10 protein-coding genes and 1 pseudogene are annotated in these 13,316 nt (G+C 73.5%); 8 read left to right on the plus strand and 3 right to left on the minus strand.

Annotated elements, in window-relative coordinates; all coding sequences use genetic code 11:
• Positions 1-191: 191 nt before the first annotated feature.
• The 8 genes and pseudogenes from ACIPSC_RS03470 to ACIPSC_RS03505 all read left to right on the plus strand — a co-directional run bounded on the left by ACIPSC_RS03470 (position 192) and on the right by ACIPSC_RS03505 (position 10,363).
• On the plus strand, positions 192-2,558 hold the full coding sequence (locus ACIPSC_RS03470; protein WP_400822633.1) for a hypothetical protein: 2,367 nt from the start codon (positions 192-194) through the stop codon (positions 2,556-2,558).
• Positions 2,559-2,668: 110 nt separating this feature from the next.
• Positions 2,669-4,174 carry a GT4 family glycosyltransferase PelF gene (gene pelF / locus ACIPSC_RS03475; RefSeq protein ID WP_400822635.1) on the plus strand — a complete coding sequence of 502 codons (1,506 nt, stop codon included), beginning with the start codon at positions 2,669-2,671 and terminating at the stop codon, positions 4,172-4,174.
• Positions 4,171-5,697 (plus strand): hypothetical protein, encoded by a 1,527-nt coding sequence (locus ACIPSC_RS03480; protein ID WP_400822637.1) that lies wholly within the window; start codon positions 4,171-4,173, stop codon positions 5,695-5,697. Before pelF ends, ACIPSC_RS03480 begins: the two co-directional genes overlap by 4 nt.
• Before the next feature lie 58 nt (positions 5,698-5,755).
• Complete coding sequence (locus ACIPSC_RS03485) at positions 5,756-6,748, plus strand: SDR family NAD(P)-dependent oxidoreductase (protein ID WP_400822638.1); 993 nt, start codon at positions 5,756-5,758, stop codon at positions 6,746-6,748.
• Between the two features lie 112 nt (positions 6,749-6,860).
• Positions 6,861-7,562 (plus strand): annotated as a pseudogene (locus ACIPSC_RS03490) (NDP-sugar synthase); the annotation flags it as partial.
• A 140-nt stretch (positions 7,563-7,702) separates the two neighbouring features.
• Positions 7,703-8,608: an NAD-dependent epimerase/dehydratase family protein gene (locus tag ACIPSC_RS03495; RefSeq protein ID WP_400822639.1), complete on the plus strand. Its 906-nt coding sequence runs from the start codon at positions 7,703-7,705 to the stop codon at positions 8,606-8,608.
• A complete protein-coding gene (locus ACIPSC_RS03500; RefSeq protein WP_400822640.1) occupies positions 8,605-9,300 on the plus strand; it encodes a spherulation-specific family 4 protein in 696 nt (231 codons plus the stop codon). The genes ACIPSC_RS03495 and ACIPSC_RS03500 overlap by 4 nt, the downstream gene beginning before the upstream one ends.
• Positions 9,301-9,322: 22 nt before the next feature.
• A complete protein-coding gene (locus tag ACIPSC_RS03505; protein ID WP_400822641.1) occupies positions 9,323-10,363 on the plus strand; it encodes an endo alpha-1,4 polygalactosaminidase in 1,041 nt (346 codons plus the stop codon).
• A gap of 42 nt (positions 10,364-10,405) precedes the next feature.
• Here ACIPSC_RS03505 and ACIPSC_RS03510 read toward each other — a convergent pair whose 3' ends face one another.
• From ACIPSC_RS03510 to ACIPSC_RS03520, 3 genes are all read right to left on the minus strand, one after another.
• Positions 10,406-10,603, minus strand: a complete 198-nt coding sequence (locus ACIPSC_RS03510) for a hypothetical protein (RefSeq protein WP_400822642.1) — start codon at positions 10,601-10,603, stop codon at positions 10,406-10,408.
• Positions 10,604-10,874: 271 nt separating this feature from the next.
• Positions 10,875-11,906: a C40 family peptidase gene (locus ACIPSC_RS03515; protein ID WP_400822644.1), complete on the minus strand. Its 1,032-nt coding sequence runs from the start codon at positions 11,904-11,906 to the stop codon at positions 10,875-10,877.
• A complete protein-coding gene (locus tag ACIPSC_RS03520; RefSeq protein ID WP_400822646.1) occupies positions 11,903-13,186 on the minus strand; it encodes an SPFH domain-containing protein in 1,284 nt (427 codons plus the stop codon). Before ACIPSC_RS03520 ends, ACIPSC_RS03515 begins: the two co-directional genes overlap by 4 nt.
• Positions 13,187-13,316 lie beyond the last annotated feature (130 nt).

Below are 13,316 nucleotides of genomic sequence, written 5' to 3' on the forward strand. Positions count from 1 at the left end.
CGGCCACAATCAGCGCTTCCATGGCATCGCCATGAACGTTGGTAACAGATTCGCTGCACTCCCGCCCATTTGGTCCCAATCGGTGCGGAGTCTCCACCAGGATGGGCGCCGGGCAGCCTGCTGCCCGCGAACAGCGACAGGGCAGGTGAGCGCCGAGCAGCGGAGCGCCCTGCCCAGGGGAGGAACACAGAATGGGTCGAGCGACCCGAAGAGTTGCCGCCTGCGCGGCAGCAGTCCTGCTGGCCGGCGGCCTGCAGTCGTCCCTCGCACACGGTGCCACCAATGCACCCAGGATCGACCTGACGGTCCTGGTCATCAGCGACGGCGGGCCCGCGACGGCGGCCATCGCCGCCGAGCTCAAGAGCCAGGGCACCCCGTACAAGGTCGTCGACCTCACCGACGCCCACCGTCCGGTGATCGATGCCGCCTTCCTCAGCGACACGGTCAACGGACAGCCGCGGGGCAAGTACCAGGGCATCGTGATGCCCAACAACAACCCGTTCGCGGCGGGCTCCGCGGAGATGACCGCGATCGCCACCTACGAGGCCGCGTTCAACGTGCGCCAGGTCGACGCGTACACCTACGCCCAGCCGGACGTCGGTCTGAACTGGGCACAGAACCCCGGATACATGGGCAAGCTGGACGGCGTCCAGGCCCAGGTCACCGGCGCCGGCCTGGCCGGCCCGTTCGGGTACCTCAAGGGCTCCGTCCCGTTCGAGGACAACGACCCGGGCGTCGACGAGAGCTACGGCTTCCTGGCCACCCCGCTGGCCTCCCTGCCGTCCGGCTCCACGTTCACGCCGCTGGTCGACGCGCCCATACCGGGCGCCACCGAGCGCGGCTCGCTGGTCGGCGAGTACAGCCACGACGGCCGCAAGGAGCTGGTCGTCACCTTCGTCTACAACCAGTACCAGCAGCAGTACCGCCTGCTGGCGCGCGGCATCGTGGACTGGATCACCCAGGGCGTCCACCTCGGCTACGACCGCAACTACTTCGCGGCCCACGTCGACGACGTCTTCCTGGCCGACGACCGCTGGGACACGGTGCTCAAGTGCACCCCCGGCGACGTCACCTGCCCGCCCGGCACCCCCGAGACGGCCAGCCCGATCCGGATGTCCATCGCGGACGCGCAGTACGCCAAGCAGTGGCAGACCGCCAACAACTTCACCATGGACATGGTGTTCAACGGCGGCGGCAGCGAGGACTGGAAGGCCGACCACGAGGTCACCGCCGACCCGGTGGTGGACCAGATGGTCGCCGACCAGAACAGCTACCGGTGGATCAACCACACCTACACCCACCCGTACCTGGGCTGCCTCCAGGACGTCTCGGTGGTGCCGTGGAAGTGCACCAAGGACGCCTCGGGCAACACCGTCTGGGTCGACCAGGCCACCATCACGTCCCAGGTCAAGAACAACATCGACTGGGCCGCGGCGCGCAACCTGCACATCGACAAGACCGAGCTGGTCACCGGCGAGCACTCCGGCCTGCTGACCGCTCCGCAGGAGACCAGCGACAACCCGTACCTGGCCCCCTCGCTGGTCGCCAACGGCGTCAAGTGGACCGCCAGCGACGCGTCCCGCGAGCCCGCCCAGCGGGCCGTCGGCTCGTCCACGCTGACCGTGCCGCGCTACCCGATGAACGTCTTCTACAACGCCGGTACGGCGAAGGAGGAGGCCGACGAGTACAACTGGATCTACACCAGCGTGGCCAACGGCGGCAGCGGCGTCTGCGAGAGCAACGCCAACTCCACCTGCCTGCCGGCGCCGCTGAACGTCAACACCGGCTACCAGTCGTACATCGTGCCGCTGGAGGCCCGGATCGACCTCGGCCACGTGCTGAGCAACGACCCGCGCCCCCACTTCATCCACCAGTCGAACCTGGCGGAGGACCGGATCGTGTACCCGGTGCTGGAGAAGATCCTCTCCACCTACCGGTCCCTGCACGCCGACAACGCCCCGATCGTGAACCTGGCGCAGAAGGACATCGGCGCCGAGTTCCAGCGCCGCGCGTCCTGGAACGCGGCCCTGGCCGCCGGCCAGGTCACCGCCTACCGGGTCGGCAACACCGTGACGGTGTCCGCCCCGGCCGGCGTGCAGGTCCAGGCCACGATGCCGACCGGCACCGTTCAGCAGTTCGCCATCGGTACCGGCGGCTTCGGCTCGGCCTACGCCGGTACGATGTCGGGCTGGGTCAAGCCGGGCTCGCTGCAGAGCAGCGTCCTGCTGAAGCTGCCGTCGAGCGTCGCCCCGGTGGCGCCGACCGCTGCTCCGAGTGTCGCCGCCAACTCGGTGACGGCCCCGGCCCCGGCCGACAAGAAGGTCGTGCCCAAGGGCACCGCCGACGCCGTTCCGGCCGGTCCGAGCGACACCGCCCGTACCGACGCCCCGGTGCTGGTCCCCGGCAGCGGGGCTCCGGTGGCCGGCAAGGGTGTGACCGCCGGCAAGGCGGCCGCCAAGGGCGGTACCACCGCCGGCACGAAGAGCACCACCGGCAAGGCCTCCGGGGGGAAGGCCGACCCGGCCAAGAAGACCGCCGGCCAGCCCGGCAACCGCTAGACAGGTGACACCGGTGGTGGGGTCGGGCCGTCCCCCGGCCCCACCACCGGCACCCGACCCGGACCGTCCAGGACCGGGCGCTTGACGCAAGGACAGGAGGGGGGAAAGCCATGCGCGTCACCCTGCTCACCGAGGGGACGTACCCGCACCAGCACGGCGGCGTGAGCGTCTGGTGCGACCAGCTCGTCCAGGGCATGCCCGACGTCGACTTCGACGTCATCGCCGTGACCGGCACCGGCCACGAGTCGCTCGCCTGGGAGCTGCCCGCCAACGTGCGGTCGGTCACCACCGCGCCGCTCTGGGGGCCGCCCTCCGAGGGCAGAGCCCCGCGCGGCAAGGAGATGCGCCGCTTCCTCAACGCGTACGAGCGCTTCCTGCACTCCATCCTGGACCCGGTCTACACCACCCACTTCGGCACCGAGCTGTACGGCTTCGCCGACCTCGCCCAGCGCGGGCTGCTCAGCCCGGCGCTGCGCAGCGAGCGCGCCCTGCGCACCCTCCAGCACGTCTGGACCCGCGACTACCTCTCCACCGCCGTCTCCCGGCCCACCCTGCACGACGCGCTCAACGCCACCGACCTGCTGGAGCACGCGCTGCGCCCGCTGTCGGTCGCGCCGCCGCGCGAGGGCGTCGCGCACGCCGCGAGCGGCGGCCTGGCCACGCTGCCCGGGCTGATCGCCTCGCAGCAGTACGGCGTCCCCTTCCTGCTCACCGAGCACGGCATCTACCTGCGCGAGCGCTACCTCGGCTACCGCACCGGCCCCTACCGCTGGCCGGTCAAGGCGCTGCTGCTGGGCTTCTACCGGATGCTCGCCGAGGAGAGCTACCGCCGCGCCGCCCTGGTCACCCCGGGCAACCGGTACAACCGGCGCTGGGAGGAGCGCGGCGGCACGCCGTCCGCGCACATCCGCACCGTCTACAACGGCGTGGACCCGGCGGCCTTCCCGCCGGCCGGGCCCGAGCCGGAGACCCCGACGCTCAGCTGGGCCGGCCGGGTCGACCCGATCAAGGACCTGGAGACGCTGATCCGGGCCTTCGCCATCGTCCAGCGCGAGATACCCGAGGCGAAGCTGCGGCTGTTCGGCGGCACGCCCAAGGGCGGCGAGGCGTACCGGGACGGCTGCATAGCCCTGGCCGCCGAGCTCGGCATCGCCGACTCGGTGGCCTTCGAGGGCCGCGTCGCCGACATCACCGACGCGTACGCGGCGGGGAACGTGGTGATGCTCTCCAGCATCAGCGAGGGCTTCCCGTTCACCCTGATCGAGGCGATGTCCTGCGGCCGCTCCACCGTCTCGACCGACGTTGGCGGCGTGCGCGAGGCCGTCGGCGACACCGGCCTGGTCGTCCCGCCGCGCGAGCCCGAGCCGATGGCCGCCGCGGCCGTCGAGCTGCTGCGCGACCCGGAGCGCCGGGCCCGGCTGGGCGAGCAGGCCCGGCTGCGGGTGATCGAGCAGTTCACCCTTCGCCAGAACATCGACGGCTTCCGCGGCATCTACACCGAGCTGCTGGGCACCTCCCGCTGGATGCCGAAGGGCGTCGTGGCGGTCGAGGACGGCGCCCCGGCCGGCTGGGACGAACCGCTGAGCGTCGGTGAGCGTGACGAGGTGACGGCATGAGTGGGCCGCTGCGTCTGGTCCCCGACGAGGCCGGTCCGGACTGGGCCGAGCAGACCGTGCAGCTGCGCACCCTGCCGCGCAAGCGCCGCCGCCCCGTCCTGCCCGGGCAGCGGCCCGAGCCGGACCCGCAGCTCGACCTCTCCCCCGACCCGCTGGACGAGCTGGCCGAGCGGCTCGCCGACGTGTGCGCCGACGCCGTCCACCCGTACGAGATCGCGGCCTTCCTGGAGTCCGACGGCCTCTCCGACGAGCAGGCCGCCCTGCTGTACGGCCGCCCCGACGCGTTCACCGTCGCCGAGGAGCTGTTCGAGAAGGTCGAGCGCCGCTACCCCGGCCCCAGCGCCGAGTTCGCCAACCCCTGGCGGGCCGACCCCTGGCGCTGCGTGGTGCGCGGCCTGGTCTTCGCCCTGCCCGGCCTCGGCTACCTGCTCGGCGCCAACCTGTTCGCGGCCACCCGGATGCGCTTCGGCCTCCCCTCCGGGATGCTCGCGCTCTCCGTCGCCACCCTGGTCAGCTGGTCCTGGAACCAGGCGCTCGCGCACCGCTCGTACGCCTGGCTGGGCCGCGGGCGGCGCCGCGCGGCCGGGGTCTGCCTGGCCGTCGGCGCACCGCTGGGCGCGCTGGTCGCGGCCACCGCCGGGTACGTGGTCGGCGGGCCGCTCGGCGCACTCTGTTTCGCCGCCGGGCAGTCCGGCTACCTGGCGGCGGCCACCGTCCTGCTGGTGCTCGGGCGGGAGAAGTTCCTGCTGCTCGCACTGGCACCGTCCGCGGTGGGCGCCGGTGTGGTGCTCGCCGTGGACGTCCCGCAGCTCGCCCGAACGGTCGTGCTGCTGTCCTCGCTGGGGCTGGCGATCGGGCTGGCCGCCCGCGAGATCGTCCGCTGCCTGCGCGGCGAACGGGACACCACCGTGCTGAAGCTCCCGCTCCTGCACGAGCTGCCGCACCTGCTGTTCGGCCTGGCGGTCGGCACGCTCACCATGATCGCCGGCCTCGGTACCACCGTGCACCAGGCCGTCGAGACCGGCGCCGCCGCGGGCGCGTCCGCCAGCCCGACGGGGCCGGCCATGATCGCGCTCACGCTCAGCCTCGGCCTCGCCGAGTGGCTGCTCTTCCGCTACCGGGCGATGGCCGTCGCCGCGCTGCGGACCAGCCACACCCCGGCCGCGTTCGTCCGCCGCACCGGCGGCGTACTGCTCGGCTGTCTGTTCATCTACCTCACCACCGTGGCCGCGCTGGACGCCGCCGCGACCGTGCTCTGGCCCGGCGCCCCGGCGCTCGGGATCCCGGAGCTCGGTGCGCTGCTGCTCCTGGGCGGCTCCCTCTGGCTGGCGCTGCTGCTGAACGCCTTCGGGCTCAGCTGGAGCACCGCCCTGATCTGTCTGGCAGCCGCGGGCGCCGAGTGCGCCGGGCTCCTGACCGGTGCGGACCCGACCGTCCTGCAGCTGATCGGCTGCGGGGCCGCCGCGACCGTCCTCACCGCCATCGCCGGGCCCGTGCTCGGCCGCACCACCAAGCACCGCTGAGCGCGCCACCACGACCGTCCGGCGCTCGGCAGTCCCCATCCACAGAGAGAGAGTCACCGTGAGCAGCGTTGCCGTCACCGGAGCCGAGGGCTTCATCGGCTCCCACCTGGTCGAGACCCTGGTCGCCGACGGCCACCAGGTCCGGGCCATGGTCCAGTACAACTCCTTCTCGTCCTTCGGCTGGCTGGAGACCCTGCCCAAGGAGGTGCTGGACTCGGTCGAGATCGTCCTCGGCGACGTCCGGGACCCGGGCTCGGTCAACGGCCTGGTCAAGGGCACCGAGGCGGTCTACCACCTGGCCGCCCTGATCGCGATCCCGTACTCCTACCGGGCCCCGCACTCGTACATCGAGACCAACGTCACCGGCACCCTCAACGTGCTGGAGGCGGTGCGCCACCTGGACATCCCCCGCCTGGTGCACACCTCCACCAGCGAGACCTACGGCACCGCCCAGACCGTGCCGATCACCGAGGACCACCCGATCAACACCCAGTCCCCCTACGCCGCCTCCAAGGCCGGCGGGGACCGGCTCGCCGACAGCTACCACGCCAGCTTCGAGACCCCCGTCGTCACGCTGCGCCCGTTCAACACCTTCGGCCCCCGCCAGTCGATGCGCGCCGTCATCCCGACGGTGATCGCCCAGCTGGCCGCCGGCGAGACCGAGATCACCCTGGGCGACCTGCGCCCCACCCGCGACTTCACCTTCGTCAAGGACACCGCCAGCGCCTTCCGCACGGTCGGCACCGCCCCGGCCGAGGCCGTCGTCGGCAAGACCTTCAACGCCGGCACCGGCGGCGAGATCTCGGTCGGCGACCTGGTCACCCTGGTCGGCAAGCTGATGGGCGTGGACGTCACGGTGAAGGAGGACGAGCAGCGCATCCGCCCGACCAACTCCGAGGTCATGCGCCTGGTCGCCGACGCCACCCGGCTGCGCACCGCCACCGGCTGGGCGCCGCAGTTCTCCCTGGAGGAGGGCCTGGAGCAGACCATCGAGTTCTTCCGCGACCCGGCCAACCTCGCGCGCTACAAGACCGACATCTACAACGTCTGATCACGCGCGCCGCTCCGCCACCACCGGGGCCGCCGGCCGCACGAACCGCCGGCTCCGCACACCACTGGTAACCGAAGGCTCCAGTCGCACCATCTTCCGTGGGGGAAACACCATGCACGCAGTGATCCTGGCCGGCGGCAAGGGCGTACGCCTGCGCCCGTACACCACCGCGCTTCCCAAGCCGCTCGTCCCGATCGGCGACCAGCACGCGATCCTGGAGATCGTGATGCGCCAGCTCGCCGCGGCGGGCTTCAAGTCGGTCACCCTGGCCATCGGCCACCTCGGCCACATCATCCGCGCCTACGTCGGCAACGGCTCCCAGTGGGGGCTGCGGGTCGGCTACGCCGTGGAGGACACCCCGCTCGGCACCATGGGCCCGCTGCTGACCATGCAGGACCGGCTGCCCGAGAACTTCCTGGTGATGAACGGCGACATCCTCACCGACCTGGACTTCGCCGGTGTGCTCAAGCACCACGAGGCCTCCGGGGCGCCGCTGACGATCGCCACCTACGCCCGCCAGGTCAAGATCGACTTCGGTGTGCTGACCACCGAGTCCGGCTCCATCACCGGCTTCCAGGAGAAGCCGAGCATCGACTACCGGGTCTCGATGGGCGTCTACGGCGTCTCCCGCTCGGCGCTCGCCAAGTACAGCCCCGGCCTGCCGCTGGGCTTCGACGAGCTGGTCCTCGACCTGCTGGCCGCCCAGACCCCGCCGTCCGCCTACGAGTTCGGCGGCTACTGGCTGGACATCGGCCGGCCGGACGACTACGACCGGGCCAACGCCGAGTTCGCCGAGATCCGCTCGCAGCTCCTCCCGGCCGAGTCCGCCGAGAGCCTGTACGCCGTCCCGGGCGGCCAGGAGGCGCCGATCCCGGCCGCCCGCACCGAGGCCGACGCCGCCGGGCAGCCGGCTGCGGCCGTCGTCGGCGGCCCCGAGAACGGCGGACGGGCCGCGTGAGGATCCTGCTGCTCGGCGCGGACGGCTTCCTCGGCCGCCACGCCGCCGACGTCCTGCGGTCGCTGCCCGGCGCCACCGTGCTGACCGCCGGGCGCCGGCCCGACCACGACCTGCGGCTGGACCTGGCCGCGGCCGAGGCCGGCCCGCTCGGCGAGGAGCTGGCCGCGCTCGCGCCGGACGCCGTGGTCAACTTCGCCGGCGCGGTGGCCGGCAGCGCGGTCAAGCTGGCCGAGGTCAACGCCCGCGGCCCGGCCGTCCTCTGCGAGGCGCTCGAACAGGGCGCCCCCGGGGCCCGGCTGGTGCACATCGGCTCGGCCGGCGAGTACGGCGTCTGCGACCCCGGCAGCTCGCTCGCCGAGGACGCCGACGCCCGCCCGGTCGGCGTCTACGGCGCCACCAAGCTGGCCGGCTCCCTCGCGGTGGCCGGCTCGCCGCTGGACGCCGTGGTGCTCCGGGTGTTCAACCCGGTCGGCCCCGGTGCCCCGGCCGGTTCGCTGCCCGGCCGCCTCACGGCCGAGCTGCGCCGGGCGCTGGCGGACGGAGCCGAGGGCGTGGTGAAGGTCGGGGACCTCTCGGCCCACCGCGACTTCGTCGACGCCCGCGACATCGCCCGCGCGGTCGGCCTGGCGGTCACCGCCGAGCGCCCGCTGCCGCGGGTGCTCAACCTGGCCTCCGGCCGGGCCCAGCCGGTCCGGGCGATCGCCGACGGCCTGGTCACGGCGTCCGGCTTCACCGGCCGGATCGACGAGAGCGGTGCCGGGTCCGAGCGCTCGGCCGCCGTCTCCTGGCAGCAGGCCGACGTGTCGGCCGCCGCCCGGGAGCTCGGCTGGCACCCGGAGACCGCACTCGCCGACACCCTGCGCGACCTCTGGCTCAGCACCGAAGCACCGGTCTCCGCATGACCGGCGCGAGCCACCCCGACGGCCGCCTGCTGGTGCCGCTGTACGTCCACCCCGCGGTGGACCCGGCGGCCTGGCAGGCGGTCGCCGCCGCCGACCCGCACCGGATCGCCGCCGTCGTGCTCAACCTCGCCGACGGCCCCGGCGCCACCCCGGACCACGTCTTCGCCGACGCCGCCGAGGAGCTGCGCAAGGCCGGACTCCCGCTGCTCGGCTACGCCGACACGGACTACGGCCGGCGCCCGCACGCCGCCGTGGTGAACGACGTCCTGACCTACCGCCAGCGCCACGGCATCACCGGCGTCTACCTCGACCAGGTCGCCACCCACCCGAGCGCGCTGCCGCACTACCGGCGGCTGGCCACCGCGGCCCGCGCCGCCGGCTGCTCCACCGTGGTGTTCGGGCACGGCGACCACCCCGACCCCGGCTACGCCGAGGTCGGGCTCGCCGACCTGCTGGTCACCTTCGAGGGCGACTGGACGGCGTACCGGGAGATGACCCTGCCGCTCTGGACCGGCCGGCACGCCGCCGCCCGGTTCTGCCACCTGGTGTACGACGTGCCCACCGAGGAGGCACGGGAGGCCACCGCTCTGATCGCCGCCCGCCGCGCCGGCGTCGGCTGCGCCGTCCCGGGCACCGGGGACAACCCCTGGAGCACCGTGCCGCACGGCCTGACCGTCGCCGAACCGACCTGACCCCACCCGGAGTTCGAGTACCGTGACCCGCCGTACCCGGCCCCTGCTGGCCGCGCTCGCCCTGACCACCGCCCTGCTCGCCACCTCCTGCAGCAGCTCGGGATCGGAGGACGAGGACGACCCCTCGGCCGACGCCACCGGCGCCCAGCCGCCCGCGGCCACCGCCGCACCCGTTCCGGGCAGCCCGACCGAGCCCCCGTCGACGCCGCCCGCGACATCGGCCCCCGGCACGCCCGGGACCCCGACCGCATCGGCCGGACCCACGACGCCGGGCACTCCGGGCACTCCGGGCACCCCCGCGACCCCCGGTACCCCGGGCACGCCCGCCACGCCGGGCACCCCCGGCACCCACCAGCCGAGCGGCGGCCGCTGGCAGCCCACCCCCGGCCTGGCCTGGCAGTGGCAGCTCGGCGGCGGCGTCGACCAGTCGGTGGACGTGCCGGTCTACGACATCGACGGCTTCGAGACCGACGCCTCGGTGGTCGCCGCGCTGCACGCCAAGGGCCGCAAGGTGATCTGCTACGTCAACGCCGGCTCCTGGGAGGACTTCCGCCCCGACTCCGCCGCCTTCGCCCAGGCCCTCCAGGGCTCCGGCAACGGCTGGAAGGGCGAGAAGTGGTTCGACATCCGCAAGATCGACCAGCTGAAGCCGCTGATGGCCGCCCGCTTCGACATGTGCCGGCAGAAGGGCTTCGACGCGGTCGAGCCCGACACCATCGAGGCCTACAACCAGAACAGCGGCTTCCCGCTGACCTCCGAGGACCAGCTGCGCTACAACCGCATGCTGGCGGGCCTCGCCCACGAGCGCGGCATGGCGATCGGCCTGAAGAACGACCTGGAGCAGATCCCCGCCCTGCTGCCGGACTTCGACTTCGCCGTGAACGAGGAGTGCGCGCAGTTCAACGAGTGCGCCCGGCTCTCGCCCTTCGTCCAGGCGGGCAAGGCGGTCTTCCACGTCGAGTACAAGCTCGGCACGGAGAAGTTCTGCACCCAGTCCAAGGCCCTGGGCCTCAGCTCGATGCAGAAGAAGCTCGAACTGGACGCCTGGCGGAAGCCCTGCTGAACCGGCAGGGCGGGTGCTCCGCCAGGCACCCCGTCGTGAGGGTTACTTGACCGCCAGCCAGATGACGGCACCGAGCACGGCGAGCGCGACCACGGTCACGACCGCGATCAGGCCGGTCCGGCTGCTGCTGCTGTTGCCGTAGGTGGAGACGGAGCCCGGTGCCTGCGGTGCCGGGGTCTCGTCGACGAACGCCCGGAACATCTGGGTGCTGCCGGCGGAGTCGTAGTCGTTGTCAGCCATGGCAGGGACTCTAACGAATCCGCACACTCCGCCGACACCCCGGACCCTCCCGGCGGGGCCCTTCGACGGCACCCTCCACCAGGCCTTCACCCGCCGGCCGTGCAACACCGGGCCGACGGACGCGTGGAGTCCTCCCCGATCACGGAATGCCCACCGACCCGACCGACGGCCGTCGCAGTCCGGGCGCCGGGCCGGCGACCGCGCCCGGGCCCCGGCGGGACGACTCCCGCCGGGGCCCGGTCTCCTGCGGCCCGGTGCCACCGGACAGGGCTTAGGGGCGGCCGAAGTGGGTCGGGCGGAATCCGGAGCTGATGGTGGAGACCCGGACCGTCTTCCCCGGCCGCGGCGCTTCGACGAACGTGTTCCCGCCCAGGTAGATCCCGACGTGGTGGATGCCGGAGGCGCGGCCGCTGTCCGACCAGAACAGCAGGTCCCCGCGGCGCAGCTGGCCCGCGCCGATCGGCGTGGTGGCCGCGTACTGGTCGTCCGCCACCCGCGGCAGGCTGATCCCCGCGCGCCGGTAGGCCTGCTGGACCAGGCCCGAACAGTCGTAGCCGGAGGGCCCGTTGCCGCCCCAGACGTACGGCTTGCCGAGCTGGGCGAGTGCGTAGTCGATCGCCGCCTCGACGCGGCCGGAGGCCGGCGCGGCGTCCGCGGGCGCGGACGGCGCGGTGGCCGTGCCGCCCTGGCCGGACGAGCCTCCCTGGGCGCCCGACCCACCGGACTGGCCGGTGCGGTCGAGGTAGACGTCGTAGTGGCCGGTGTAGCGCCACTCGCCCTTGGCGTTCTTGAACCAGTACTTCGAGCCGTCCCAGCCCTGGCGTATCCCACCGGAGGCGGCCGGGCCGTCGGTGACGGCCGCCGGGTGGCCGGTGCCACTCACCGCAGTGCCGGAGCCGGCCGGAGCGGCGGGCTTCTCGGAGCCGGCGGGACTGCCGGAACCGGCGGACTTGCCGGTGCGGTCGGCGTAGACGCTGTAGTGGCTGGTGTAGCGCCACTCGCCCTTGGCGTTCTTGAACCAGTACTTCGAGCCGTCCCAGCCCGGCTTGCCGGGCGCGGCGTGTGCTGTTCCGGCCCCGGCCGTCACACCGACCACGCCGGCGCCGGCCAGCACCGTGGTGGCCAGGCAGGTAGTTCGCACCGCACGGTGTATTCGCCCGCCACCGGCCGCCGCGGGGCGCGCGGTACGCGGCCGGGCGGCGCAGTTCGGGCAGCCGCAGCCCGCGATCGCGGGGATGCTGCCGAGGCTCTCCTCGAAGCCGATCAGCGCGGCGTCGGCTTCCGTGCCGGTGGCTATCCTCATGCCGGTCGTCCTTCCTTCCGCCCGGCCCGGGCGGCCGGGGGCGGTACCGAAGCGGCCACTCCGGCCGGGGCGACGAAGGCGACCAGCAGCTGCTCCATCAGCGCGCTGCGGGCGGCCTCGTCCAGTTCGTGCGCCGTGGCGCGCTCCAGCCGCCGGACGGCGAGCGCGGCGGCCTCCACCGCGTCGTCCACCAGCACGGTGCGCAGGCCCGCGTCCAGATCGGCCAGCCGGCGGCGGCGCATCGACTCGGCCACCTCCGGCGCGTAGTCCAGCGCCAGCGGCTGCGCCGAGTAGACCTCCAAGCCGGCCGGGGCGACCTCGGCGGCCAGCGCCCGGGTCAGCTCGTCGGCGAACCACTGGCCGTCGCGCAGCGCGGGGCCGGGCGCCGCATTGCTGTCGCACGGCAGGGTGGACGCCGTCCGGGTCAGCACCGCCTGCACCTGCTCGCGCAGGTAGTTCTCGTGGTCCTCGATCGCCAGCAGCGCCCGGGCGGTGTCCTTGACCCGCCAGACGATCAGCAGCCGGACCACGATCGGCGTACCGGTCCGGTCGACCACCTTGACCGGCTCGCTGCGCCAGTGCCGCAGCCGGACGTCCACCCGGCGGCGGCGCAGCAGGGGATTGACCCAGACCAGGCCGGTCCGGCGGACGGTGCCGCGGTAGCGGCCCCAGCGGGTGAGCACCCGGGTCTCGCCGCCCGCGTTGGCCAGCAGTCCGGCCAGCGCACCGACGACCAGCAGGCCGGCGGCGGAGACCGAGGCGATCGACCACGCGTCCACCGCCGGCCCGCCGCCGGCCCGGACGGCGGCACCGCGCAGGTCGGGCAGCGCGTCCCAGTACGGGACGACGCCGTCGTGCAGCAGCACCAGCAGCACGGCGGCCGCCCCGAGCAGCACCGCCGCCAGGGCGATCCAGCCGGGCAGCGTGGCGGCGGCGTGCTCACGCAGCGCCTGGTCGGCGCGCGGGGGGCGGCGGGAGGTGGCGGCGGTGACGACGCCGCCCGGGGTGGCCTCCGGCAGCTCCACCGTCTCCGGGCTCGCCGCCTCCAGCGGATCGCGCAGGTCGACGGGGGTGACCGCCGAGCCGGTGACCACGGCCGACGGGGTGACGGCCGGCCCGCCGTCGAGCGGCTCGCCCACCCGGCGCGCCGTGCCGTTCAGGGCGGCGGCGGCCACCTTGGCCATCGGGCTGGAGCCGGAGGCGGAACGTTCCGGCAGGGCCGGGGGCAACGCCTCGGACAGGTTGTCGAGTCGCTGCGAAGAGTCGCGGGTGACGTCCATGCACGGATCCTCGGGTTCAGTGTGTCGCGCAACGGGCGGCCCGGACCTGACGGGCAGTGCCAGAGTCAGGCTAGGTTCATACGTCATCAAATGCGACATTTGAGATAGAGCGTGTCGACATTTCCTGACG

Origin of the sequence: Kitasatospora sp. NPDC090091 (genome assembly GCF_044747365.1) — a bacterium.
GTDB lineage: Bacteria > Actinomycetota > Actinomycetes > Streptomycetales > Streptomycetaceae > Kitasatospora.

Coding starts and splice junctions, on each gene's coding strand:
- pelF (WP_400822635.1), top strand. CDS start 2,669: ATGCGCGTCACCCTGCTCACCGAGGGGACGTACCCGCACCAGCACGGC.
- ACIPSC_RS03510 (WP_400822642.1), bottom strand. CDS start 10,603: ATGGCTGACAACGACTACGACTCCGCCGGCAGCACCCAGATGTTCCGG.
- ACIPSC_RS03515 (WP_400822644.1), bottom strand. CDS start 11,906: ATGAGGATAGCCACCGGCACGGAAGCCGACGCCGCGCTGATCGGCTTC.
- ACIPSC_RS03480 (WP_400822637.1), top strand. CDS start 4,171: ATGAGTGGGCCGCTGCGTCTGGTCCCCGACGAGGCCGGTCCGGACTGG.
- ACIPSC_RS03520 (WP_400822646.1), bottom strand. CDS start 13,186: ATGGACGTCACCCGCGACTCTTCGCAGCGACTCGACAACCTGTCCGAG.
- ACIPSC_RS03500 (WP_400822640.1), top strand. CDS start 8,605: ATGACCGGCGCGAGCCACCCCGACGGCCGCCTGCTGGTGCCGCTGTAC.
- ACIPSC_RS03470 (WP_400822633.1), top strand. CDS start 192: ATGGGTCGAGCGACCCGAAGAGTTGCCGCCTGCGCGGCAGCAGTCCTG.